Origin of the sequence: Marinobacter zhejiangensis, from assembly GCF_900114775.1 — a bacterium.
Taxonomy (GTDB): domain Bacteria; phylum Pseudomonadota; class Gammaproteobacteria; order Pseudomonadales; family Oleiphilaceae; genus Marinobacter; species Marinobacter zhejiangensis.
The window spans coordinates 84,355-108,587 of the sequence record NZ_FOUE01000005.1; the positions used below are offsets into that span (position 1 = coordinate 84,355).

General features: G+C 58.9%; 24 protein-coding genes and 1 riboswitch. Of the genes, 11 read left to right on the plus strand and 13 right to left on the minus strand.

Annotation, left to right across the window (positions count from 1 at the left end; translation table 11 throughout):
- The first annotated feature begins 2 nt into the window (after nt 1-2).
- Entirely contained in the window at nt 3-821 is an 819-nt protein-coding gene (locus BMZ67_RS15330) for an imelysin family protein (RefSeq protein WP_092025064.1), read from the plus strand.
- On the opposite strand, the gene BMZ67_RS15335 is transcribed toward BMZ67_RS15330, so the two are convergent.
- The 7 genes from BMZ67_RS15335 to thiC form a co-directional block, all read right to left on the minus strand.
- A complete protein-coding gene (locus BMZ67_RS15335; protein ID WP_092025093.1) occupies nt 801-1,997 on the minus strand; it encodes a class I SAM-dependent rRNA methyltransferase in 1,197 nt (398 codons plus the stop codon). The two genes, BMZ67_RS15330 and BMZ67_RS15335, sit on opposite strands and share 21 nt — an antisense overlap.
- Before the next feature lie 228 nt (nt 1,998-2,225).
- Nucleotides 2,226-2,618, minus strand: a complete 393-nt coding sequence (gene gcvH / locus BMZ67_RS15340; RefSeq protein WP_092025109.1) for a glycine cleavage system protein GcvH — start codon at nt 2,616-2,618, stop codon at nt 2,226-2,228.
- Nucleotides 2,619-2,677: 59 nt separating this feature from the next.
- Nucleotides 2,678-3,274, minus strand: coding sequence for a YqiA/YcfP family alpha/beta fold hydrolase (locus tag BMZ67_RS15345; RefSeq protein WP_175481939.1), 597 nt, complete (start codon nt 3,272-3,274; stop codon nt 2,678-2,680).
- Complete coding sequence (cpdA, locus tag BMZ67_RS15350; RefSeq protein ID WP_092025118.1) at nt 3,274-4,077, minus strand: 3',5'-cyclic-AMP phosphodiesterase; 804 nt, start codon at nt 4,075-4,077, stop codon at nt 3,274-3,276. Before cpdA ends, BMZ67_RS15345 begins: the two co-directional genes overlap by 1 nt.
- 125 nt (nt 4,078-4,202) lie before the next feature.
- Nucleotides 4,203-4,676 (minus strand): DUF1249 domain-containing protein, encoded by a 474-nt coding sequence (locus BMZ67_RS15355; RefSeq protein WP_092025124.1) that lies wholly within the window; start codon nt 4,674-4,676, stop codon nt 4,203-4,205.
- Nucleotides 4,673-5,311: an NUDIX domain-containing protein gene (locus tag BMZ67_RS15360; protein ID WP_092025136.1), complete on the minus strand. Its 639-nt coding sequence runs from the start codon at nt 5,309-5,311 to the stop codon at nt 4,673-4,675. The genes BMZ67_RS15355 and BMZ67_RS15360 overlap by 4 nt, the downstream gene beginning before the upstream one ends.
- A gap of 117 nt (nt 5,312-5,428) precedes the next feature.
- On the minus strand, nt 5,429-7,306 hold the full coding sequence (gene thiC, locus BMZ67_RS15365; protein ID WP_092025139.1) for a phosphomethylpyrimidine synthase ThiC: 1,878 nt from the start codon (nt 7,304-7,306) through the stop codon (nt 5,429-5,431).
- A gap of 85 nt (nt 7,307-7,391) precedes the next feature.
- Nucleotides 7,392-7,540: riboswitch (TPP riboswitch) on the minus strand.
- 164 nt (nt 7,541-7,704) lie between these two features.
- On the opposite strand from thiC, the gene BMZ67_RS15370 reads away from it, so the two are divergent.
- Complete coding sequence (locus BMZ67_RS15370; protein WP_092025141.1) at nt 7,705-9,066, plus strand: TolC family outer membrane protein; 1,362 nt, start codon at nt 7,705-7,707, stop codon at nt 9,064-9,066.
- 49 nt (nt 9,067-9,115) lie between these two features.
- Here the strand turns inward: BMZ67_RS15370 and waaA are convergent, their stop codons facing one another.
- Nucleotides 9,116-10,372, minus strand: a complete 1,257-nt coding sequence (gene waaA, locus BMZ67_RS15375) for a lipid IV(A) 3-deoxy-D-manno-octulosonic acid transferase (RefSeq protein WP_092025144.1) — start codon at nt 10,370-10,372, stop codon at nt 9,116-9,118.
- 177 nt (nt 10,373-10,549) lie between these two features.
- On the opposite strand from waaA, the gene lpxL reads away from it, so the two are divergent.
- Genes lpxL through BMZ67_RS15390 form a run of 3 tightly spaced genes read left to right on the plus strand, consistent with a single transcriptional unit; the run spans nt 10,550 to nt 13,574 of the window.
- Nucleotides 10,550-11,497, plus strand: coding sequence for an LpxL/LpxP family Kdo(2)-lipid IV(A) lauroyl/palmitoleoyl acyltransferase (lpxL, locus tag BMZ67_RS15380; RefSeq protein ID WP_245750013.1), 948 nt, complete (start codon nt 10,550-10,552; stop codon nt 11,495-11,497).
- Nucleotides 11,497-12,459, plus strand: coding sequence for a mitochondrial fission ELM1 family protein (locus BMZ67_RS15385; RefSeq protein ID WP_092025150.1), 963 nt, complete (start codon nt 11,497-11,499; stop codon nt 12,457-12,459). The genes lpxL and BMZ67_RS15385 overlap by 1 nt, the downstream gene beginning before the upstream one ends.
- A complete protein-coding gene (locus tag BMZ67_RS15390; protein WP_092025153.1) occupies nt 12,456-13,574 on the plus strand; it encodes a glycosyltransferase family 4 protein in 1,119 nt (372 codons plus the stop codon). Before BMZ67_RS15385 ends, BMZ67_RS15390 begins: the two co-directional genes overlap by 4 nt.
- Nucleotides 13,575-13,593: 19 nt before the next feature.
- Here the strand turns inward: BMZ67_RS15390 and BMZ67_RS15395 are convergent, their stop codons facing one another.
- Nucleotides 13,594-14,415, minus strand: coding sequence for a glycosyltransferase family 2 protein (locus BMZ67_RS15395; protein ID WP_092025156.1), 822 nt, complete (start codon nt 14,413-14,415; stop codon nt 13,594-13,596).
- 141 nt (nt 14,416-14,556) lie between these two features.
- On the opposite strand from BMZ67_RS15395, the gene BMZ67_RS15400 reads away from it, so the two are divergent.
- Complete coding sequence (locus BMZ67_RS15400; RefSeq protein WP_092025159.1) at nt 14,557-15,462, plus strand: lysophospholipid acyltransferase family protein; 906 nt, start codon at nt 14,557-14,559, stop codon at nt 15,460-15,462.
- Nucleotides 15,463-15,474: 12 nt separating this feature from the next.
- On the opposite strand, the gene BMZ67_RS15405 is transcribed toward BMZ67_RS15400, so the two are convergent.
- Nucleotides 15,475-16,500, minus strand: coding sequence for a glycosyltransferase family 4 protein (locus BMZ67_RS15405; protein ID WP_092025162.1), 1,026 nt, complete (start codon nt 16,498-16,500; stop codon nt 15,475-15,477).
- A gap of 68 nt (nt 16,501-16,568) precedes the next feature.
- Between BMZ67_RS15405 and BMZ67_RS15410 the strand changes: the two genes are divergently transcribed.
- A complete protein-coding gene (locus tag BMZ67_RS15410; RefSeq protein ID WP_092025558.1) occupies nt 16,569-17,663 on the plus strand; it encodes a glycosyltransferase family 4 protein in 1,095 nt (364 codons plus the stop codon).
- On the opposite strand, the gene BMZ67_RS15415 is transcribed toward BMZ67_RS15410, so the two are convergent.
- Genes BMZ67_RS15415 through rfaD form a run of 3 tightly spaced genes read right to left on the minus strand, consistent with a single transcriptional unit; the run spans nt 17,647 to nt 20,338 of the window.
- On the minus strand, nt 17,647-18,396 hold the full coding sequence (locus BMZ67_RS15415; RefSeq protein ID WP_175481940.1) for a glycosyltransferase family 2 protein: 750 nt from the start codon (nt 18,394-18,396) through the stop codon (nt 17,647-17,649). The two genes, BMZ67_RS15410 and BMZ67_RS15415, sit on opposite strands and share 17 nt — an antisense overlap.
- Complete coding sequence (gene waaF / locus BMZ67_RS15420) at nt 18,393-19,400, minus strand: lipopolysaccharide heptosyltransferase II (protein WP_092025168.1); 1,008 nt, start codon at nt 19,398-19,400, stop codon at nt 18,393-18,395. Before waaF ends, BMZ67_RS15415 begins: the two co-directional genes overlap by 4 nt.
- Nucleotides 19,397-20,338: an ADP-glyceromanno-heptose 6-epimerase gene (gene rfaD / locus BMZ67_RS15425; RefSeq protein WP_092025171.1), complete on the minus strand. Its 942-nt coding sequence runs from the start codon at nt 20,336-20,338 to the stop codon at nt 19,397-19,399. Before rfaD ends, waaF begins: the two co-directional genes overlap by 4 nt.
- Nucleotides 20,339-20,595: 257 nt before the next feature.
- Here rfaD and BMZ67_RS15430 point away from each other — a divergent pair, with 257 nt between their 5' ends.
- The 4 genes from BMZ67_RS15430 to gmhB are packed head-to-tail and all read left to right on the plus strand — an operon-like array spanning nt 20,596 to nt 24,215.
- On the plus strand, nt 20,596-21,183 hold the full coding sequence (locus BMZ67_RS15430; protein WP_092025174.1) for a D-sedoheptulose-7-phosphate isomerase: 588 nt from the start codon (nt 20,596-20,598) through the stop codon (nt 21,181-21,183).
- A complete protein-coding gene (hldE, locus tag BMZ67_RS15435; protein ID WP_175481941.1) occupies nt 21,180-22,625 on the plus strand; it encodes a bifunctional D-glycero-beta-D-manno-heptose-7-phosphate kinase/D-glycero-beta-D-manno-heptose 1-phosphate adenylyltransferase HldE in 1,446 nt (481 codons plus the stop codon). The genes BMZ67_RS15430 and hldE overlap by 4 nt, the downstream gene beginning before the upstream one ends.
- A gap of 1 nt (nt 22,626) precedes the next feature.
- Nucleotides 22,627-23,670 carry a glycosyltransferase family 9 protein gene (locus tag BMZ67_RS15440; protein WP_092025177.1) on the plus strand — a complete coding sequence of 348 codons (1,044 nt, stop codon included), beginning with the start codon at nt 22,627-22,629 and terminating at the stop codon, nt 23,668-23,670.
- Nucleotides 23,667-24,215 carry a D-glycero-beta-D-manno-heptose 1,7-bisphosphate 7-phosphatase gene (gmhB, locus tag BMZ67_RS15445; protein ID WP_092025180.1) on the plus strand — a complete coding sequence of 183 codons (549 nt, stop codon included), beginning with the start codon at nt 23,667-23,669 and terminating at the stop codon, nt 24,213-24,215. Before BMZ67_RS15440 ends, gmhB begins: the two co-directional genes overlap by 4 nt.
- The last annotated feature ends 18 nt before the right edge of the window (nt 24,216-24,233 follow it).

The following is a 24,233-nucleotide window of genomic DNA, read 5'->3' on the forward strand; positions in this document are numbered from 1 at the left end:
TCATGAAACAACAATACGGGACACTGCTGCCGCTCATCGCCGTGATCACCCTCGCGCTCTCAGCTTGTAACCAGGCACCAGAGCCCGAACAATCACAGCCACCCATCACTTCGGCCACACCCCCAGACGCAGAAGCTATGGAACGGGTTGGTCAGCGCAGCGACGCCGTTTGTGCGACAGTGGCGACTCTCCACGCGACAGTGACAGGCTTTCTGGATGCGCCGTCAACGGACGCCCTGCAAGCAGCCCAAGCGGCCTGGCTTGATGCCCACGACCACTACCGCTTGCTGGCTGCCGACTACAAGCTTGCAGCCATAGCGCCACCGCAGGTGAGCAATGATCGAGATACCGTCGACGCCTGGCCGATGATCCCGGGCTACCTCGATCAGGTGCCCGGGTATCCCCGCAGTGGCCTGGTGTACTCCGAAGTCCCGCTCACACCGGACTTCCTGGCAAGCGAGCATCAGTCCACCGACTTCCATTACCTGACACAAGGATTCCACCCACTGGAATTCATGCTATGGGGTAGCGAAGAGGAAACACCTGCCAGCCAAGCGCTCAAGTTTGATCCGGGTCAGGCCAACGACGATGACCTGGACATCCCCGGCCGTCGCAGGGACTTGACCCGTCTGATGTCGGTTACCCTGGCACGAAGCGTAGAACCCTTATGCGTGCAGGAAGAACAAACCAGGCTGGCAATGGCACTGGCTAAACAGGGACAACTGGAAGCGCTCGCCATGGACCCGGCAAGGGTCGCCCATGAGCCGACCATTGCGCCAGCAGGCGATGCATCGACCGACTCAGAAGAAGCCGGTCAGTGAACGCACAAAGCAGGACTTGATGTAGTCGGTTTCAGGGATGCCAGGAATAACCGGATGATCGGGTGCCTGGTGTCCCTGCTCCAGCAACTGGACAAAACGATCAATCTTTCGACCGCTGCTGCGAATGATGTCAATCAGCCGCTCCTGGGACAGGTGCATGGAGCACGAGGCGGAGACCAGTACGCCGTCTTTCGCCAGCAGCCGCAAGCCCAGCTGGTTCAGACGGGCGTAGGCCTGCTCCCCCGCTTTCTGGTCCCGACGCCTGGGGATCAGCGCTGGAGGATCCAACACCACCACATCGAATCGCTCTTTTTCCGCCGCCAACGCTTTCAGGGCGTCAAATGCGTCTCCTTCGATGGTATCGACATTGTCCAACCCGTTCAGCGATGCGTTGTGATGCACTGCGTTAACAGCCTGGGCGGAACTGTCCACGCAAGTTACCTGGGTCGCCCCGGCACTGGCCGCCTGCACCCCCCAGCCACCGACGTAACTGAACACATCCAGAACCCGCTTTCCTGATGCGTACTGCTGCAGCCGCTGCCGGTTCATTCGGTGATCGTAGAACCAACCGGTTTTCTGGCCACCACTCAAGGGCACTTCGAAGCGGACGCCGTTCTCCACCACCGTCAGGGTATCCGTGGGCGCACCATGCACCTGCTCGACGTAGCAGGGCAGCCCTTCCACCTCGCGCATTTTGCCATCGTTCTTGAGCACAATAGCCTGAGGGTGAATCAGGCGCTGGACCGCTCGCACGATGGCTTCTCGCAACAACTCCATACCGGCGGTGGAGATCTGCACCACCACGGTATCGCCAAAGCGGTCAATCACAAGTCCAGACAACCCGTCGCTATCGCCGAACACCCAGCGATAGTAAGGCTGATCAAAGAGTTTTTCCCGCAACACCAGCGCAGCTTCCATTCGCTGGGTCAGGCGCTGGGGTGTCATGCCATGCTCGGGATCCCGGCTAATCAGGCGACCACAGATCAAGGCGTGAGGGTTAACAAACAGCGTACCCAATGGCTTGTCCGTTGAAGTTCGCAGTTCGGCCTGGGCTCCAGGCTCGAAACCTGAAAGAGGGGAACGCTTGGCGTCTACCTCATTGCTGTAGACCCAGAGGTGTCCTGCCTTGATCCTTCGCTCTGCACCCTTGCGCAGATAGAGTACCGGGAACTTCATCGTTGATGCCCTTATGGTTAAACAAAGGATTATACATCAGCACCCACCGAGACAGGTGACCCACCCGGTCGCCACCGGCATGGGAGATGTACATAGATGCATGTGAATGAGTGCATGCGTGGGAAACGTAGGCCGGAACAGCCCTCACAAAGAGGTGCCCACTTGCTAGCTTGGGAGGGGTAAGGTAGAAGGCAGGGAAGCCCCTGCCTTCTTCAGGGCCAGCGAGCTTTATTCCTGCTCGGCGACCAGCTCGGCATAGGTGTCAGCGTCCATCAGGCCATCCAGCTCACCCTCATCAGCGAGCTTGACCTTGAACAACCATCCTTCACCGTAGGGATCTTCATTCACCATTTCCGGCTCGTCTTCCAGTGTCTCGTTGACCGCCAGCACTTCGCCGGTCACTGGGCTGAACACATCAGAAGCAGACTTGACCGATTCAGCCACGCCAGCTTCTTCGCCACCATTGACCGTAGCGCCGACCTCTGGCAAACCGATATACACCACATCACCCAATTGCTCCTGGGCAAAGTCGGTTATGCCGACCGTCGCAGTACCGTCACCTTCCACCCGAACCCATTGGTGGGTTTCGATGTATTTTACGTTGGCAGGAATTTCGCTCATTTTTTGGATCCTTGGCGTTTTTTCCGCGCAGTTTACCTGAAGTTACCGGCCAGACTCCATTACTGCGGAGGCCCCGCCATGCCGAAAAAAGCCAGTATTGCCGGCACCACCACCTCAAAATGCTGGAAACGGTGATCTCCGCCCGCCTGCACCCAGGCTGGCGAACCGGGGAACCGCTGCAGCGCCTCCCGGTAATCCAGCGTCTCATCGCCACTCTGCAACAGCAAAAGCAGCCGCTCCGGGTAACGTATTTTTCCTGGCTCCAGCCGCTTCAGGGCATACATGTGCTCGGTCGTCAGCAGGTAGTTCTCACCAGTATAGGGGTTATTCTGGGGGCCAAGGTAGTCATGAAGCAGTTCGTAGGGACGCACCGCCGGGTTGATCAGCGCAGCCCGGACACCAAACTGCTGACTCAGCGCTGCCGCGTAGAAGCCACCCAGGGAGCTCCCGATGACGCCGACAGGCCTTCCGGCAACGGACTGAAGCGCATCGCTGGCCCGCCGGTATGCCTGTTCGGGGTCAAAGCCCAGCTCAGGCACCAACAGCTCGATGTCCGGATTCAAACCAGGCAGCCAGTCTCTCAACTCATTAGCCTTCAGGGACTTGGGGGAGCTGTTGAAGCCATGCAGGTAGACAATCGCCGGTTTCAGGGCCATCAGTAGCCTGTACTGTCCATATCCGGCACAAAGGAACACTCGGCTACCCGACCGACTTCTGTCGACAGGGAACCCGATGGAGACAACTCAAACCACCGGTACCCCGGAGCCAGGCTCTCCACCGCAAACCGGTCAGAGCCCCCCTTAAACTGGATACAGGTCGAAGGTGTAGCGAGCAGGCGAACCTGGTTTCGCATCTCATCCCAAACCTGGTGAACATGCCCCCATAACACAGCCTGGACATGAGGAAAGCGGTCCACCACCTGCCAAAACTCATCCCGGTTCATCAGACCGATGTTGTCCATCCAACCGGAACCGATATCCACTGGGTGATGGTGCAAGGCAACGAGGGTTGGCCGGGGCTCGTGCTCGGCCAACGTTTTTTCAAGGAAAGCGAGCTCCGCTTCGCTGAGGTAACCGAAAACTTTGCCAGGAACCGAGGAATCCAGCAGCACAAACTGCCAGCCCCCGGCAATCAGGTGCTTGCGAGATGCCTCAGGGCCAGCCATCAACACCAGCCTCTCTGAATCATCATGATTGCCCGCCATCCAAAGCACCGGGCAATCAAATACCGACAAGCGGGTCTTCAATGCCTGATAGGCTTCTTCGGAAGCATCCTGCGCCAGATCCCCGGTGACCAGCACCAGGTCAGGAGCCGGCCGCTCCCGACGCACTTGAACAATGACCGCGTCTAGGCTGTCACGGGTATTGATGCCCAGCAGCTCACCGTGCGGGTCCGCCATCAAATGGGGGTCGGTTAGCTGCAGTACCCGAAGGCATTTTGCTTCGTCGCTTTGCGTCATAGCACCAGAATCATTGAGTTTGCGTACTGCCTATTTGCAATACCTTGATTGAAAAAGGGTATTGAGTTTTCTGCAGATAATCGTGAATAGATTTCACATTCTGCTCAGCAACCAACCAGCACGCATTAGCCATTGGTCCAAGTGACAAGTTCATAAGGGGCATGGCCAAACTTGAGACAATAGTCCAGCCAGTCCGCCAGGAAGCTGTTCACCTGGACCTTCTCATCGGGATGATGCATGAATCGATTGGGGTAGTCATTGACCGGTGCGATGCGCCTTTCCCGTCGCCAGCTGATCACTTCGGCCATGACAGCGTCATGGTAAACCCGGACTGTCAGCTCCGGATTATTGAGCCAGCGCCCCCCATTGTGGATCTGTTCAAGCAGCAGGGTTTCGGTGTATTTCGCGGTCTGGAGCACCTGAATGCGAACCCTACCCAGGTAGGTGTCATTGCGGTGCAACTCGAATTCCGCGCATGACTGGCCATGGGTTTCAACCTGACGCAACTGCGCCAGGCGACGATAGTTCCCTTCACACAGAGCCCCCAGACGACGCAGGTCTGGGACATACCGCGCAGGCTTCTTGACCCATTCCGTCATGGCCGGCCCCAGCTCTCCCGGATTCGTGAACGATGTATCTGTAACCACTGTAACGCAATGATGGCGGCTGCATTATTGATTCGCCCATCAACGATCATCGCCAGGGCTTCGTCCAGAGCAACCACATGAACACGGATGTCCTCGTGCTCAGCCTCCACACCATGCACACCACCGGCGTGCTCGGACGACACCTGACCACAGTACAGATGAATCAACTCAGTACTGCCGCCCGGAGACACCAGGTATTCACAGATTTTTTCCAGCTGACTGAATTGCAGCCCCGCCTCTTCCTGCGCTTCTCTTTGCGCCACCTGCTCCGGCGTTTCACCGTCTTCGTTCATGCCCGCCACCAGCTCCAGCAGCCACGGAGACTGATCACGGCCCAGTACCCCGGCCCGAAACTGCTCCAGCAAAACCACCTCATCGCGCTCAGGATCGTAGGGCAAGACGCATGTTGCATCCCCACGAATGAACAGTTCACGAGTGAACTGCGGCATGTGGTCACCGGCAAACCTGGGATGGGTTAGCCAGAGCTTATCCATTCGAAAAAAGCCCTGAAACACTGTTTCGCGGCGCTCAACGTGAACATCCCGCTGACCGAACTGAAACGGCTTCACGGCGTTATCGGTAGGCATAGAGGATCGCCCTATCTGTAATAAAAAAAGGTCACCGGCAAACGATAGCCGGTGACCCTCTGCCTTGGCAAGCACCGCTCCCGACACCACTCATTGAAGCGCCGGGAGCACACAGCCTTACACTTTGTCGTAAAGTTTGCCGCCAGAATCACGGAACTGCTGGGACTTCTCCTGCATCCCTGCATCCACAGCCGCGACCTCATCCAACCCTTTGTCCCTGGCGTAATCTCTTACCTCCTGGGAAATCTGCATCGAGCAGAACTTGGGGCCGCACATGGAGCAGAAATGGGCAACCTTGGCGGACTCTTTGGGTAATGTCTCGTCATGGAAAGAACGGGCGGTATCCGGGTCCAGCCCAAGATTGAACTGGTCTTCCCAACGGAACTCAAAGCGGGCCTTGGACAGTGCATTGTCCCGGACCTGAGCACCGGGGTGCCCTTTGGCCAGGTCAGCTGCATGAGCCGCAATCTTGTAGGTGATGATCCCGGTCTTTACGTCATCTTTGTTGGGCAACCCCAAATGCTCTTTCGGGGTGACGTAACACAGCATGGCGCAGCCGTACCAGCCGATCATGGCGGCACCAATACCGGACGTAATGTGGTCGTAGCCCGGCGCGATATCCGTGATCAGCGGCCCTAGGGTGTAGAACGGCGCTTCATCACAGCACTCCAGCTGCTTGTCCATGTTTTCCTTCACCAGGTGCATGGGGACGTGACCCGGCCCTTCAATCATCACCTGCACGTCGTGCTTCCAGGCAATCTTGGTGAGTTCGCCCAGAGTTTCCAGCTCACCAAACTGAGCCGCATCGTTGGCATCCGCAATGGATCCCGGGCGCAGGCCATCACCGAGACTGAAGGAGACATCGTAGGCCTTCATGATCTCGCAGATTTCTTCAAAGTGGGTGTAGAGGAAGCTTTCGGTGTGATGGGCAAGACACCACTTGGCCATGATCGACCCGCCGCGGGAAACAATGCCGGTCACCCGGTTGGCCGTCAGCGGCACATGGTGCAGGCGAACGCCAGCGTGGATGGTGAAGTAGTCCACGCCTTGCTCGGCCTGCTCGATCAAGGTGTCACGGAAGATTTCCCAGGTCAGGTCTTCAGCCACGCCCCCCACTTTTTCCAGCGCCTGGTAAATCGGCACAGTCCCGATGGGGACCGGAGAGTTGCGAATGATCCACTCCCGGGTTTCATGGATGTTCTTCCCGGTGGACAGATCCATGATGGTATCCGCCCCCCAGCGAATCCCCCAGGTCAGCTTCTCCACTTCCTCTTCGATGGACGAACTGACTGCAGAGTTTCCGATGTTGCCATTGATTTTCACCAGGAAGTTCCGGCCAATGATCATCGGCTCGGTTTCCGGGTGATTGATGTTGGCGGGTATGATTGCCCGACCGCGAGCGACTTCGTCACGGACGAACTCGGGGGTGATTTCATCCGGCAGCGCCGCCCCAAACGACTGGCCTGGGTGCTGGTCTTTCAGCAGCCCCAGGGCTCGCGCTTCCTGAAGTTTCTGGTTCTCCCGGATCGCAATGTATTCCATTTCCGGCGTGATGATGCCCTGACGCGCATAATGCATCTGGGTTACGTTCTTACCAGCCTTGGCTTTGAGGGGCTGTCGCTCATCCATGAAGCGGAGGGGGTCCAGCTGAGGATCTTTCATGCGCCGACGAGTAAATTCGGAGGTGTACCCCTCCAACTGGTCGGTATCGCCCCGCTCATTGATCCAGGCCGCACGCACAGGCGCAAGGCCTCGACGTAAATCGATGGTCGCGTCTGGGTCGGTGTAGGGCCCCGACGTGTCATAGACCACAACCGAAGGGTTTTTTTCCCCTCCCATTTCCGTTGGCGTATCGCCTACACGGATTTCGCGCATGGGCACGCGGATGTCAGGACGACTGCCTTCAACGTAAATTTTCCGGGAATTGGGCAGTGGCTTGACCGCTGCGGTGTCGACCTGAGCCGAATCACTGAGATAGGAAGGTACCGTCGTCATCTTTGCGTCCCCTGAAATTCAATGGTTTTGGGTCGCGTATGACGGGAACGGCATCCAACGTACGAGAAAACCCGCCAATGCCGTCCGAAAGTGTTGCCTCGAATTCCTACGCCGGTATTATCCGGTTCAGGTCAGCGGGTTCTGGATAGCAGACATGGCGTAAAGCCCTGGCCTGCTCACAATCTCAGCCAGCTCGCCCAACAATTGGTCGTGCCAGCACCCCGTCAAGACGCGATATTTTAGTTTGTCGCACCCAACCGTGAAAGCCGGCTGCGGCGAATTAGGTGCCAGATGCAAGTGTAGAGATCGGGTTGATTATTGTCCATAATGACCGCGCAGGCCAATTAAGGACACGAATAGCCACCTCATCTGGCATTCCCCCTACCCGAGGAGATGAAATGAGAAAACGACTGCTTACCGGATTCATTGGACTGCTCAGCGCCCAGCCGGCCCTGTCCCTGGACCTGATCGAAACCTACGAAAAGGCACTCTCCTACGACTCCGGTATCGCAGCGGCACGAGCCAGCTACGAAGCCCAGCAGGCCAGTGTTGATATCAGCCAGAGTTCACTGCTTCCGCAAATTTTTGCCTTTGGCGATGTCGACTATACCGACCAGGACGGCCCGGCGATCGACAACGGCGCTCGAACCCTGTCCTACGGTGTCCAGCTCACCCAACCGCTGTTCCGGGCGGATGACTGGTATCAATACGATGCCAGCAAATACCAGAGCGAATCGGCCCGTGCCCAGTACAACCTGGCACAACAGCGGCTAATGCTGGACGTTGCCACCGCCTACTTCAACGTTCTCCGCGCCGCCGATAACCTGACCACCACTCAGGCCGCCGAAAAAGCCTTTCAGCGCCAGTATGAACAGTCACAAGAGCGCTTCGATGTCGGACTGATCGCCATTACCGACGTGTACGAATCCCGCGCTGGCTACGATGCTGCAAAAAGTGTTCGCATCGCCGCTGAAAACAATCTGGACATTGCCCGTGAGCGATTGGCCCGCCTGACCGGCGAATACAGTGAGCAGGTGGACAACCTGAAACAGGACTTCCCGCTCAGCCACCCAGACCCGCAAGACCCATCAGCTTGGGTAGACACCGCCCTTGAGCAGAACTGGAACGTCCAGTCCGCCCAATTCGACCTGCAAACCAGCGAAGCCAATCTGTCCACAGCGAAGTCGGGCCATTACCCGACGCTGGACCTGAATGCCTCCTACGGAGAAGCGGATGTGGATGGCGCTTTTGTTGCCAGCAACGACGGTACCACCACGGAAGGATCGATCAGCCTCACCCTGACGGTTCCCATTTATACCGGTGGCGGCACCCAGGCGTCGGTCCGCCAGCAACGCTCCCTGATGGACGCAACCCAGCAGACCCTGGAAACCGTGCGCAGGGATGTCAGTGTAACCACCCGTAGTCTTTACCTGACGGTCAACAACAACATCGAGTCGGCATCGTCTCTGTACCAAACCATCATTTCCCGCCGCAGTGCGCTGGATGCGACCCGGGCCGGTTATGAGGTGGGCACGCGGAACATCGTGGAAGTGCTGGACGCGGAGCGGAACTACTACGAATCACTGCGTGACTATTCCAACGCACGCTACGATTACGTGATCAACACCCTGACCCTGAAGCTGTCCGCCGGCATCCTCAGCCCGCAGGACCTGATGGACCTCAACAACTGGGTAAGCGCCGCTGCGCCGGGCATCGAAGCCATGGCCAACGAGGCCGAAAACGCAGCGACCACCCGCTAAGCCCCCCGAGTCAGATCGAGAGCATGGGCCTCACGGCCCTTCTCTCCGGTCAAACCCGCGCAACAATCCCCTCAACGACTTTCCCCAACACACCGCGATTGGCCTCAACAACGGCCAGGGCATTGGCGCCTGCCTGAGCGGCCCGGTCCGAATCAACAATCAGCTGATGCAGGTGCTGAGCCAGGTCATGACTGTCGTTGGTGACGTAAACGCCATTTCTTGCCTGCAAGCTGCCGTAGATGGTCTCAAAGTTAAAGACGTGCGGCCCGGTCAGTACTGGAACTCCCCAGGCCGCCGGTTCCAGCGGGTTGTGGCCGCCGCGCTCGATGAGTGATCCGGCCACAAAAGCGATGTCCGTTGCGCCATAAAGCATCAACAGCTCACCCATGGTGTCTCCCAGATACACCTGAACCTGGGCGGGAGATTCCCCCTTCGAGCGCCGGGACAGTGAGAGCCCCTGGTCGGCGATCAACCTGGCCACCGAATCGAAACGTTCCGGGTGCCGCGGTACGATCACCAGCAAACACCCTGGATGATCAGCCAGCACCTGTCGGTGGGCAGCCAGAATCTGCTCATCCTCACCACGGTGCGTGCTTGCTGCAATCCATACCGGTCGATCCACACCAAACAGCGACCGCAGCGCTTTGGCGCAAGTGCGTATGTCGTCGGTGATATCGACGTCAAACTTTATGCTTCCGGTCACTGACACCGTCTCGGGGTGGGCACCAATTCGAAGAAACCGCCCGGCATCCTCCTCAGCCTGAGCGGCAATCCAGGTGATACTGGCCAGCAACGGTGTCACCAGCGAAGGGATGCGTTCATAGCCCTGAGCCGAGCGCTCGGACAAGCGAGCATTGACGAGAAAGATGGGGACGTTGCGGTCGTGAGTGAGGGAAATCATATTCGGCCACAACTCTGTTTCCATGATCACCAGCGCACTAGGCCTGACCCGACCCAGGAAACGCTTCACCGCACCCGGCGTATCGTAGGGGGAGTAGGCATAGCGCACCTGGTCGCCGAACATTGCGCGCGCTCGGGCTAACCCGGTCTGGGTCATGGCGGTCATCAGGATAGGGGTGTCCGGAACCCGCTGCAGCAGTGCTTTCACCAAGGGCGCCGCGGCGATGGTCTCTCCCACCGACACAGCATGCACCCAAATTACCGGGTTCTCTGACCGGGGTACGAAGCCCAGCCGCTGCTGCCAACCCAAACGGGCCTCCTGATTACCCCGGCCACTCCACCACATACGTAAAAGAACAAAGGGCAGGGCCAGGCGAAAAACCAGCGAATACAGAAAGTGCAGCATGAGAGCTCCAGACTGAGAAAGTGCGGAGCCATTCTACCGAATCCCATCGGACTTTTCTGACCCCACTTACCGGATATCAGCGGCACTGCCTTACTGATACAGCAGCCATTGTCCCTTCAGTCTGAGATACTGAGCCTGCTACACTTCGATACCCACTCAATGCCAGGCACGAAAACGGTGAGCAAGCACAGAAAATCTGTCAGGGAGACCCAATACTCAAAGTACCTTCACCCTCGCTGGTGGCCAACCTGGGTACTGATCGGCCTGATGTGGCTGATGGCTCAGTTGCCGCTTCGGGTGCAATGGCTGTTGGGCAAGGGCATCGGCGAACTGGCCTACCGACTGATTCCTCGCCGCCGTCATATTGCTGAAGTCAATATCCGGCTATGCTTTCCTGAACTATCGCCCGAGGCGCAACAGGCGCTGGTCCGCAAGACCTTTCATTCCAATGGCATTGGCATGATGGAAATCGGGCTGGCCTGGTTCCGCCGCCCTCAGGCCTACCGTGCGATTACCACGGTACATGGCCTGGAACATCTGGAGTCCGCGCTGGACAAAGGCAACGGCGTTCTCCTCCTCGGCGGCCACTACAGTACCCTGGACCTTGGCGGAAGCCTGGTATCCCTGTTCATTGAGGCGGATGTCATGCAACGGGACCACAACAATCCGCTACTGAATGCAGTGATGACTCGCGCCCGTGAACGACGCTACGGTGTGGCCCTCAACAGCAAGGATCTGCGGGGGCTATTGAAGCGACTGAAGCAGAACCGCACAATCTGGTATGCCACCGATCAGGATTATGGCCGCAAAGGCATCGTCTTTGCCCCGTTTTTCAACGTGCCAGCTGGCAGCATTACGGCCACCTCACGCATTGCCGAGCGAAGCGGCTGTGCCGTGGTGCCCTTCAGCCACTTCCGCCGCGAGGATAGCCTTGGGTACGACATTTACTTTCACGCCCCATTGGACAACTTCCCGTCGGGCGACGATCTGGCCGATGCGACTCTGGTGAACCACACCATTGAACAAGAAGTCAGACGGCACCCGGACCAATACCTGTGGATGCACCGGCGCTTCAAAACCCGACCGTCACCCGACGATCCTGATTTCTACCGGAAACCGGACTGATGGCATCATCATCGGCCATGAACGGCCCAGCCCCGGTTATCTGGTTGCTGACTGACAACAAACCCGGCCACCGTAACCAACTCAAAGGGCTGGGTAACCGCCTTAGGGTGCTCACCGGTGCCAGTATTCACTGGCTGGAAACGGAGCCATTGGCGGTTCCGTTATGGCGGGCACTGTTTGGCGCCGCCCCGTCGCTTGATAACACCCTGCCACGCCCAAATCTGGTGATCGCTGCTGGGTCAGGAACTCACCGCCTGCTGCTGTCGCTCAGGCATATCCGCGGTTGCCAGCGCGTGGTGCTGATGAAACCCGCATTCCCATTAGCCCTGGTAGATGCGGCCATTATCCCAGAGCATGACCGTGTGGCCGAGAGCCGCCGGGTGCTGACAACCCAAGGGGTACTCAATGCGGTCACCCCTATGGCCAGGGTGACCGAAAAGCCCGAAGCGCTGATTCTGATTGGCGGCCCATCCAGACATTTCGAATGGGACAACATTTCAGTCTTTGACCAGACCCTCCAGTTGATGTCCAACCACCCCCAGTGGCGATGGACCATAAGCAGCTCCCGCCGCACGCCCAAGGAACTCACTGACCGACTTGCAACCCTGGAAAGCCCAAGGGTGACCGTGGTAACACCGGAAACCACCCACGAGTCGTGGCTGAACCATCAGCTCGCTGGCTCCAGGGCCGTTTGGGTCACGCCAGACAGCACCTCCATGGTGTATGAAGCCATCACCTCAGGCGTGCCAACAGGACTGCTGGAGTTGCTTCCCAATCCCGACAGTCGGCTGGCAGCCGGCATCCACCATGCGGTGGAACTGGGGCTGGCTGGCCTGTGGCAGGATCAAGCCAGCGTCATGCATCCATCCGGCTCATTACCTGTTCGGCTTTGGGAGGCGGACCGTGCGGCGCGTTGGCTGATCCAAACCCTGCCGGCATGGACCAATGGAGGGCAGTCGTGAGGGTATTGCAAGTACTGCCGGCCCTTGAAAGCGGAGGTGTTGAGCGGGGAACCATCGAATTTGCCGCCGAGCTTGTTCGGCGGGGGCATGAATCCTTTGTACTGTCGTCCGGTGGCAGCCTGACCCGCCTCCTCGATGCCCAGGGCTCGACCCACATCACTATGCCGGTGCACCGGAAATCCCCGGCATCCTTCGGCCAGATCCGCCCCGTCCGCGCCCTGCTCCAGCAACTGCAACCAGACATCATCCACGTTCGATCCCGTATGCCCGCCTGGATTACCTGGCTGGCCTGGCGAGGGCTGCCCAAAGACCGCCGCCCTGCCCTGGTTTCCACGTTCCACGGCATGTACTCCGTTAACCCATACAGCGCGATCATGGCCCGGGCCGACCGTATTATTGCGGTCTCGGAGTGCGTGAAGGCTTACATCCTGCAGAACTACAAGGTGCCGCCAAACCACCTATCCGTGATTCAACGAGGGGTTGATGCTGCCGCTTTTCATACCAGCGCCCCCGACCCCGCCTGGCGTAGCCGCCTGTATCAGCAGTACCCCCACCTGCAGAACAAGCGCATTGTCCTGATGCCAGGCCGTATTTCCCGCTGGAAAGGGCAGCTCCTGTTTATCGACGCGATGGCCGACATCATTCGCCAGAACCCTCAGTTCCATGGCGTTGTTGTTGGCGGAACCGAGGCCGGCAAACGGCACTTCATGAAGGAACTTGAGCAGCACCGCTCGGAGCTTGCGCTTGATCAGCATGTCACGTTCCTTGGACAACGGTCTGATATGGCGGAACTCTATCGGCTTGCCACCCTGGTGTGTCATATGTCGACAAAGCCGGAACCGTTTGGCCGAACCGTAACGGAAGCGTTGGCGGCCGGGACCCCAGTGGTTGCTTTTGATCGTGGCGGCGCCGCGGAAACCCTCAAGGCCTGCTTTCCTCAAGGGCTGGTCGCTCCCGATGACATCCGCGCCTTTGTAAACCGGGTTCTGACCCTGGCCGACCAGCCAACCCATTCGATTGAACTGCCCGAACGTTTTCATCTGGAGGCCCAGACTGAAGCTACCCTTCAGGTTTACCAACAGTTGCTCGCCGCACAACATCACAGCAGACCATGAAGCGCTCAGGCGATGCCCATCAGCCGTCACCCACTCCCGCCGACCGGCTCGGCTTCTCACCCGGCTCCAGTTCGGCCAACATCTGAATTTCCTTGGCCTTCGCCAGGCGCATGAAATTTCGGTTGGCCCCTGCGATGGACACACTCAGCCCGTACCAACCATTCATGATCTGCCGGTGCAACAGGTAGTATTTGAGAAACTTGAGAGGAAATTCAACGAACAGACGGGCGCTAGAAATTTTGCGCCCCTTTTCAGCCAGGAACTGGGCTTGTTCACACGACAGCTGCAGGTACTTGCGCTCCATCTGTTCCAGGTTGATGACTGACCTGTGCAGGACGTCTCCTGGGATAACACCAACCTTCCCCTTCAATACCTTGGGACGGTCGTCGTTGCTACCAGCAATACCTTGAATCCTGGCGCGCCCTCGGTGATAGAGGCGCAGGATGCGCTTGCTGCGGTCGTGACGGAACGGGTGCCCCGCCAGCGGCTGCGACAACACCCAACGCATCTTGAATCCGGCAAACCCGGGGTCCGGATCAGCCGTAAACAGGGCCTTTATGTTGGCGACAAGCTCATCCGACAGAACCTCATCGGCATCAAGGTCCAAGACCCAGTCATTCCGGCACAAGCTTGCAGCATGGGCTTTCTGAGCCGCAAAGCCCTGCCACTCATGAACCACGAAACGGGCGCCGTATTGCCGGGCTATGGTTTCGGTTCCATCGGTACTGCCCGAGTCGACGACAATGACCTCATCGGCCCAATCAGCCACCTTGGCCAACGTCGCACCGAGCCGTAATTCCTCATTTTTTGTAATACAATACACCGATACCGGTAGCGTCATCGTGACGTCACTCCCACTCATCTGCCGATTCGCTGGCCTGGTTGGTTTAGCAGCTTGCGAGCATACCCCGCCTCGTTGCGGTTGGCACGGTACAGTGGTAGTTTGCCATCGCCTCTTTGACAGTTTGGAACCACGGGCCCCATGAGAGCCGTAAAACTTTTCCTGATTAATTTCCTGCTTCGTATCTCCGGATCTCTTTCTCTGCGCGCTGCCCAGCGTGTGGGTCGCTCCCTCGGCTGGCTACTCTGGAAGATACCGACCCAGGCTCGCGACGTCACAGACATTAACCTGGCCATCTGCTTCCCGGAAAAAACGCAGGACCAGCGAGATCAACTGGCCAAGACCTCCCTGCAACAGACCGGCATGACCATCATGGAAATCCCGCTGATGTGGGAGTGGCCGGTGGCGGATTGCCTGAACCTTATCCAGACCGTGGAGGGAGAGGAGCTTATCCGTGAAGCCCAGGCCGACGGTCGCGGGCTCATCCTGCTGGCCCCACACTTGGGCAACTGGGAACTCGCCGGCCTGTACTTTTCTTCCCGCTACAAGATGGCCGCGCTCTACAGCCCACCCAACATGGCCGAATTCGAGGACTACATGATCAAGGTCCGCGGGCGCCTGGGCTCGGAACTGGTACGGGGTGACCGCCGTGGGCTGGCGCGCCTGGCTTCTATCCTCCGTGAAGGCGGCATTGCCGGCATCCTCCCCGATCAATCCCCCCGCGGAAAAGGCAATGCCTTTGCCCCGTTCTTTGGCATGGATGTGAAAACCATGACACTGGTATCAAAGCTGATGCAGCGTACCGGTGCCAGGGCCCTGATGACCTATGCCGAACGCCTGCCCGATGGTCAGGGTTTTCGCCTTGTCATCCGCGAGACACTCCCCGGGCTGGATGACAAGGACCCGGTCGCGGCAACGACCGCACTCAATGGGTCCGTCGAGCAATGCGTACGGGCGCTGCCCGAGCAATATCAGTGGGAATACAAGCGCATGCGCCACCGGCCACCCGGCATTGAAAACCCCTACAAACCTGGCCAGATTTGTTAGGAGCCAGCGTGATCAACCGAGAATATCGCGATACAACGCAAGGTAGGAACTGGCATTCCGCTCCGGGCTGAAGCGCGGCAACGTTTGGTAACCACCTTCAACCAGTCGCGCCCGGAGCTCCTCGTCGGCAAGCATCCGAGACACGGCGTCAGCCAAACCATCGACATCCCCAGGATTGACCAACAAGCCGTTTGAGCCGTCATCGAGGATGTCAGGAATGCCCCCGGCTCTCGCTGCCACTACCGGAACCCCATGCTGCATGGCTTCCAGAATGGTCGAGCCCAGACCTTCCTGCAGGGACGGGAAGACCAGCAGGTCAAGTGCCGCCAGCCAGTTACCAATGTCTTTCTGAAAGCCGGCAAACTCGACGTTATCCAGCCCCATCGCCTGCTGTTGCAAAGCAGCCTCTTCAGGCCCTTCTCCGAGAAACAAGATCTGTGCATTCGGGCAACGCTCAGCCAACAGGGGTGCCGCCCTCAGCGTGACTGAATGCCCCTTGTGGGCCAGGAAACGCCCCACTTGGCCAATCAACAGCTTCCCGGCGTAGCGCTGACGAATCCGGCCCACTTCATTGTCATCGGCCGGAAACCCGGAAAAACTGGAGGGGATCACCTCGGTCCGGGCACCGTTGACGGTTCCCAACACTACCCGCTGAATAGCCGAACTCAAGCAAGCAACCCGGCTTGCCTTGCCATACGCCTGGCGAGTCACCCAACCCGTTCCGAGCGGATTATCCACACGACGGGTAATGACGTAGGGGGTTGTCCTTAACCAGTATTCAATCAGCCCCCAGTACACGCCTTTGCCGTCATGACAGTGCACAAGATCCCAGTCACCGCCGGTCCCATGCCCTTTGATAAAGTGGCTGCACGTCCGGACTGTGACCGGCAGTTCCGCAACCGCCTCATGCAGGGGGTTGCCGGGCCGGGCAATCAGGGTTTGCCGGATACCCTGACCCGCAAGCTGGCGGATCAGATTCAGCGTTTGCCGCTCACCACCGGAAAAGCCCCGTGCCAGGTTTATGTGGCAAATATGCATATAAAAAACAGCCCGTGGATGATTTAATGGCGCCAGTTTAAGTGAATCAGTTTGAAAAGGATAATGGCGTGAAGGTCTTGATTATCAGCTCCTATACCGATACGTGGAACTCAGTTCGCCCGGAAGGGGAAATGCTGATCGAGCTGTCCAGGCTGGGGGTTGATGTGCACGTAATGACCCAACCCGACGCCGAATACGTGCCCCGCTTCCGCGAATGCGGCCTGCAGGTGCACGGCTACCATCCCCGTAAAAAAATCCAGCGAGAGGCCATCGCCAACATCCGTAAGGTGTTGAAAGATGGTCAGTTCGATGCGGTCTACAGCTTCAACAACAAAGCCATCGCCAACGCCAACCTTGCCGCCTGGGGGTTGCCAGTCAAAGTCCTCACCTACCGCGGCCAAACCGGCAATATCAGCCGCTGGGACCCCAGTTGCTACCTGACCCACCTTAGCCCTCGGGTTGATCGCATTGTCTGCGTCTCCAAGGCCACCCGGGACGATCTCCAGAATCACGTTTGGGGAAACCGGAACAAGGTGTGCGCCGTCTACAAGGGGCATGACCTGGCGTGGTACCAGGATCAGCCAGTGGACCTTGGTGAATTTGGCATCCCAAAAGGCGCCTTCGTGGTTGGCGCGGTTGCCAACGCCCGCCCCCGCAAGGGCCTGCCGGTGCTACTGGAAGCAACCCACAAGCTGCCGAAGGACAGCAACATCCACCTGCTGCTGGTTGGCCGCGGCATGGACACACCCGAAGTTCAGGCCCTGATCCAGGCCAGCCCGATGGCCGACCGCATCCACCTGACCGGCTTCCGGCGGGACGCGCCAGCCATCATCGCAGGCTGCAATGCCTCGGTTCTGGCATCCACCAAACGCGAAGGCCTGCCCAAAACCGTGATTGAGTCGATGGCCTACGCCGTTGCGCCGATTGTGAGCGACACCGGCGGCAGTGCAGAGTTGATTGAGGATGGGGTGTCCGGCATCCGGGTCACCCCGGGCAGCGCCGACGAGATTGCCGCAGGCATTCTCAAGCTCCATGCAGATCCGGAGGCTTGCAAGCTCATGGGGGAAAAAGCCCGCGAGCGAATTGCCAGCCATTTCCACGTCAAGCAATCAGCCCAGGCGTTGTTCGAGGTTTTGAACGAAACCGTCAGCGGCGACTTCTGATCCAGAGCGCGGCGTACTTGTTGAACACGTAGTGCGCCGTGAAGACCGCCAGCAGGAAGCCGTGACGGCCATCAAGGAAGCCCCTCTGGAGCAGGTATTTGCGAAGGAAGGCGCCAACACTGTGACTGATCGCAGAGCCCAGCGTCGCGGTCTTGCCTTTACGGGCCCGCCCTTCCGCCCAGGCATCTGAATAACGCACGGACTTGCTCATGTAATCGTGAAAGTCCGTCGCCGTGTAGTGCAAGAGATCACCTTCGAGAGACCCAACCCGCGCCCCATCACAGGTCACCTTCTCGTGAACCAAGGCATCGTCATAGCGGTACTCGGCTCGACGGTACAGGCGCACAATGCGGTCGGGATACCAGCCGGAATGGCGGATAAAACGGCCAAAGAACCATGACAAACGGTTCAACTGGAAAACCATGTTCGCCGGAGCTGACACCACTGCCGCCTGAATAGACTGCGCCAACTCGTCGGTGACCACCTCATCGGAGTCCACCCAGAACACCCACTCTCCCAAGGCGTACTCCTGAGCCCGCTGTCTCTGAGGGCCAAACCCCGGCCAGTCCTCTGAGGTAAATACCCTGGCCCCCGCCTCTTCAGCAATCGCCAGCGTATCGTCGGTCGAGCCGGAATCCAGGATGACGATCTCATCGGCAAAGGCGAGGCTTTCAAGACAGCGGCGGAAATCAGGCCCCGCGTTCTTGGTGATCAATACTGCACTTAACTTCAAAGACAAGCCTCCAGAACCCGGTCCACAGAAATACCCGTCAGGCATTGGTAGTGCCCATAGCGGCAAGTACGCTCAAAACAGGGACTGCATTCCACCGGGTGCTGCAGTATCCGGGCAGATTCAGTGAGAGGCGGGGTGAAATCCGGGCTGGTCGAACCGTATATTGCGACCACCTCAGCCCCCGCCGCCGCGGCCACATGCATCAAGCCCGAGTCATGGCTGACCACCCGTTGACAGCGGTGAAACAGGTCCACGGTGTCTTCGAGTCGGGTTTGGCCACAAAGATTGAACACCCCAGCCTGTCCGTCAGCAATGTGCGCTCCTGCGTCGCCATCCTTGGGACCACCCATCACCCAGACCTGGAACCCATGCTCCACCAGGCGCCCGGCCAGCGCACGATGGTTGTCGAGGGGCCACTGCTTGGCTGGGCCAAACTCTGCGCCGGGGCAAATAGCGATTGCCGGCTGCTTGGGATCCAAACCCAAACGCGCCAGAACCGCCAGGGCATTATCCTGGTCCACGGCCAATGCCGGCGAAGGCACATCAAACTGGTAACGGGCATAATCTTCCCGGCTTACCCCCAGGCCAAGGTAGCGCCATACCGTACGGTCGGTAATCTGCGCGCCTTCCCGGGTCGGTCTACGCTTACGGGCATCCGTCAGCAGGAATGAACGCCCTTCGCCACTGAACCCCACCCGCTCCGGAATACCGGCGAAAAACGGGATCAACGCTGACTTGAATGAGCGCGGCAGGACAATGGCTTTGTCATAGCCTTTCAAGGTCCGGGCCAGACGCCACTGGTCCGCCAACGCCAGCTTTCCGCTTTGCCAGGGCGCGGCGATGCCACGGCTTACCTGAGGCATACGAGCAATGATCGGCAACGACCAGCCCGGAGCGAGCACGTCAATCTCCGCGTCGGGATCCCGCCGCTGGAGATCAATGAACAGCGACTGGGCCATCACCATGTCACCGACCCAGGACGGGCCGACTACCAGATACTTCATCGTTCAAGCCACGTCAGATAGCGGCCAACCCCTTCAGCAACGGAGGCGAATGGCGCTGAATACCCGGCTGCGCGCAGGGCACTGATGTCCGCCTGGGTAAAGCTCTGGTAGCGCCCTTTGAGTTCATCCGGGAACGGGATAAATTCAACTTTCCCTTTGCCGTGGTGATCGATCACCGCCTCAGCCACTTCCAGGAAAGACTGGGCTCGTCCGCTGCCCAGATTGAAGATGCCCGACTGATCCGGATGATCCAGGAACCAGAGGTTAACGTTGCAGACGTCGTCCACGTAGACAAAATCCCGCTGCTGGCCGCCGTTGGAGTAGCCATCCCAGCCCTCAAACAGTTTCGGGTTCTGGCCGGCCTTGATCTGTTCGTGCAGGTGGTAGGCAACCGAGGCCATCTTGCCCTTGTGCTGCTCCCGCGGGCCATACACGTTGAAGTAGCGGAACCCGACCACCTGGCTTCCAATCTCCGGCATCAGCCTGCGCACATACTGGTCAAACTGCCACTTGGAATAGCCATAGACATTCAGCGGTTTCTCAAGCGCGCGCTCTTCACGGAACTCACTACTGGCGCCATAGACCGCGGCACTGGAGGCATAGAGGAAAGGCACCTTGTGATCGAGACACCAGTGCAGGAGAACCTTGGAGTAGGTGTAGTTGTTCTCCATCATGTACAGACCGTCCCACTCGGTGGTGTCCGAACAGGCGCCTTCATGGAAAACCGCACGGATACCGGATGGCAGCGCATCCTGCTTCACCAGCTCCAGAAACTCACGCTTATCCATGTAATCGGCGATATCCAGTTCCGCCAGATTGTGGAAGCGGGTGCCATCCTTGAGATCATCAACCACCAGGATGTTGGTTTCTCCGCGCTGGTTCAATGCGTGAACGATATTGGCTCCGATAAACCCGGCGCCGCCGGTGACGACAATCATGGATACCTTCTCCTGAGGGGTTATTGAGGGGTTGGGCTGCCCTCTAAAAATATGCGCAGTGCGGATAATTCGCGAAGGGCTAATACTAACCTCTTTTGCCCCGACCTAAAACCGAGCCGGAGCCGGTATTACCAATCGGTTAGGGCCGTTTCCCCCTATGGGACGCACCTTGGCACCATGGTACACTTCCCGCTTTGATCCGAAACCATCTTGCTCAGGCCTGCCCCATCCAGGCCGGTCCCTAACCGGAGGCACTCATGTCCCAGGAAAGCAGTTTTCTCGCCGCGCTGGAGCGGCACCGCGCCACCTTCGCCATTCTGGATCAGTACCGAGGTGAAGCGGAGCAGCTGCTTGAACTCACTCGCCAAACCCTGAGCAAGGGCGGCAAGGTCATTTTCCTCGGTAATGGCGGCAGTGCCGCGGACGCCCAGCATCTGGCGGCCGAATTCATGGTGCGCTACAAAGCGGAACGGGGGCCTCTGGCATCCATTGCGCTGAACACAGACACCTCCATCCTGACCGCGCACCCGAATGACTACGAATTTGAATCGGTCTTTGAACGCCAGGTCCAGGGACTCGGCAAACCGGAAGACTTGGTGATCGGCCTGACCACATCCGGACAGAGCGAGAACGTCAACCGGGCGCTGACCGCAGCCAATGAGCTTGGCGCATCGACGGTTGCGCTGACCGGGCGCGATGGCGGCAAGGTTAAGGACATCGCCAAACTGAGCATCATCATCGCCTGCGAGGAAACCGCCCGTATCCAGGAAGCCCACATGTTTATCGGCCACTGGCTGTGTGAAGCCATTGACGGCGTCATCGTGAGCGGAGGCCTGCAATCATGATTGACCCAGCAAAGCTGGAGCAGCTGCAGACAGCCTCGGTGCTGGTGGTTGGCGATGTGATGCTCGACCGCTACTTCATGGGTGACACCCAGCGCATTTCCCCGGAAGCCCCGGTGCCCGTGGTCAAGGTCGCTCATACCGAGGACCGTGCCGGAGGCGCAGCCAACGTTGCCCGTAACATTGCCCACCTCGACGGCCGGGCCTCCCTGCTGGGTCTGATTGGCCAGGACACCGAGGGCCGGTTGCTGGGCGATATTCTCTCGCGGGAGAAAGTCCAATCCGAGCTGATGCCATGCGCGGACATTCGGACCATTTCCAAGTCCCGCATTATCTCGCGGCACCAGCAAATGGTTCGCCTGGATATGGAAGAACCGTTCGCGCTGGATCATGCCACTGCACTGAAACAGCGTTTTGAGCAACTGGTTAGCAGCTACGATACGGTCATTATCAGCGACTACGCCAAAGGTACCCTCGGCGCCGTTGGCGACATCATTGCCGCTGCACAAGCCGCCGGAAAACGCGTCCTGGTGGACCCGAAGAGCAAGGACTTTGCCATCTACCGGGGCGCCACCATCATCACGCCCAACCTGACCGAATTCCGGGCGGCTGGCGGAGATGACCGCAACGAAGACAGTATGCTGGCCTCAGCGAGATCCATGCTCGCGGCCTGTGGCATCGAAAACATGCTACTGACCCGCAGTGAGCAGGGCATGAGCCTGATTACCCCTAGCGAACACCATCACTTCCCCGCGGAAGTGCTGGAAGTCAGCGACGTGACCGGTGCCGGTGATACCGTCATTGCCACCCTGGGCACCATGATCAGCGCGGGTTTTGAACTGGCCGACGCCGCTTGGCTGGCCAACCTGGCCGCTGGCATTGTTGTTGGCAAGCTGGGCGCTGCAACCGTATCCCCGGAAGAGCTTGCTGCGCGCGCCAGCCATGTCTGGTCGTCGAAGATTGCCGGCTATCACCCGACCGTGGAGCAAAGTCTCCTTCATATCGATTACGCCCGCGAGCAGGGAGAGCGCATCGTCTTCACCAATGGCTGCTTCGACATTCTCCACGCCGGCCACGTCCGTTACCTGACCCAGGCCAGAGCCCTGGGCGACCGCTTGGTGGTCGGCCTGAACAGCGACGCCTCGGTCCGACGCCTGAAAGGTGAAGAGCGCCCCGTCAACTGCCTGGAAGACCGCATGGAAGTACTCGCGGCCCTCGCCTGCGTCGATTGGGTTCTTCCGTTCGGCGACAAACCGGAAGAGCAGGACACCCCGCAACAGCTGATTCGCCGGGTTCAGCCCCAGGTCTTGGCCAAGGGTGGCGACTACACGGTAGACACCATTGTGGGTGCCGACTTCGTGCAGGAATCCGGTGGTGAAGTCACGGTTATTCCGCTGCTGGAAGGCCGCTCTACCACCGGGTTGATTACCAAGGTACGAGGCTGATTTGTCCCAGCTGACATCCATCTGCCTACTCCGTCTATCCGCAATCGGAGACACCTGCAACGCCGTGGCTGCCGTCCAGGCCATTCAACGCCAGCACCCCCAGGCGGCCATCACCTGGGTCATCGGCAAAGCCGAGGCGGCGCTGCTCGAGAACCTGCCCGGCATTGAGTTTATTGTCTTCAACAAGAAAGAAGGGCTTGCGGCCTATCGCAAACTACGCCGGCAGCTGGCTGGCCGAACGTTTGACGCCTTGCTGCTGATGCAGGTTGCCCTGCGAGCCAACCTGGCCAGCCTGTGCATCTCTGCCAGACGCAGGATTGGTTACGACAAGGGCCGCAGCAAGGAACTGCACAGCCTGTTCATCAACGAACGGATAAGCCCGGCCACGGCACCCCATGTCCTGGACACCTTTCTGCAGTTTGCCGCAGCCTTGGGAGTCCCAACGGCCGCCCCTCGTTGGAATATTCCCGTTGAGGCGCCGGACAAGCGCTGGGCCGAGGACACCCTGACCAGCAGCGCCCGCGGCCAACTGGTTATTGTGCCGGCAGCCTCAGCCCGTGAGCGGAACTGGCAACCCCAACGCTACGCTGAGGTGGCGGACTATGCCGCTCAACAGGGCTTTGCCGTCTACCTTTGTGGCGGCCCGACGGAGCTGGAGCTGGAGCTTGCCCGTCAGATCACCGCACATTGTAAGCACCCCCTCACCAACCTTGTGGGCAAGTCCACCCTCAAGCAGCTGTTTGCCCTTATACGTGCGGCGGATCTCGTCATTGCTCCGGATACCGGACCGGTGCACATGGCCGTCGCGGCTGGAACCCCGGTTATTGGTCTGTACGCCCACAGCAACCCCGCGCGAACCGGCCCCTATAGCTGGCAAAGCTATGTGGTTGACGCCTATTCCGGCCTTGCTGAGCAACAGTACGGCAAACATCCGGATCAACTGCCCTGGGGGCAGCGCCTGAAGGGCGAAACCCTGATGGATAGCATCACCACCGAACAGGTTTGCGCCACGTTTGACCGAGTCGTTATGGAGCAGGAACTATGAGCAAGAAAGCCGTCTTCCTCGACAGGGATGGGGTGATCAACGTCGACCATGGCTATGTTCACAAACCGGATGATTTCGAGTTTGTAGAAGGCATTTTCGATGCCTGCCGCCACTTCCAGTCCCTCGGCTACTTGCTGATCGTTGTCACCAACCAGTCTGGCATTGCCAGGGGCATGTACAATGAACAGCAGTTTCAGGCGTTGACGGAGTGGATGACGGATCGTTTCCGGGACGAAGGCGTGACCATCAGCCAGGTCTACCATTGCCCCCACCACCCGGACTACGGCTCGGAAGCAGAGCGTCACTGCAGCTGCCGAAAGCCAGAGCCCGGCATGATTCTACAGGGCCTGAAGGAGTTCGATCTGGACCCGGCGCAGTGCATTATGATTGGTGATAAACGCGGCGATATGGAAGCAGCCGAGGCGGCCGGCCTGGGCCGGAAGATTCTGGTAAAATCAGGCCAAAGCCTGAAAGCCGCAGACCACGAACTGGCCGATGAAGTCTGGCAGTCCGCAGGTGAAGCGGTTCACACGACTCGTTTCTAACCCTACACGCGATGTGAA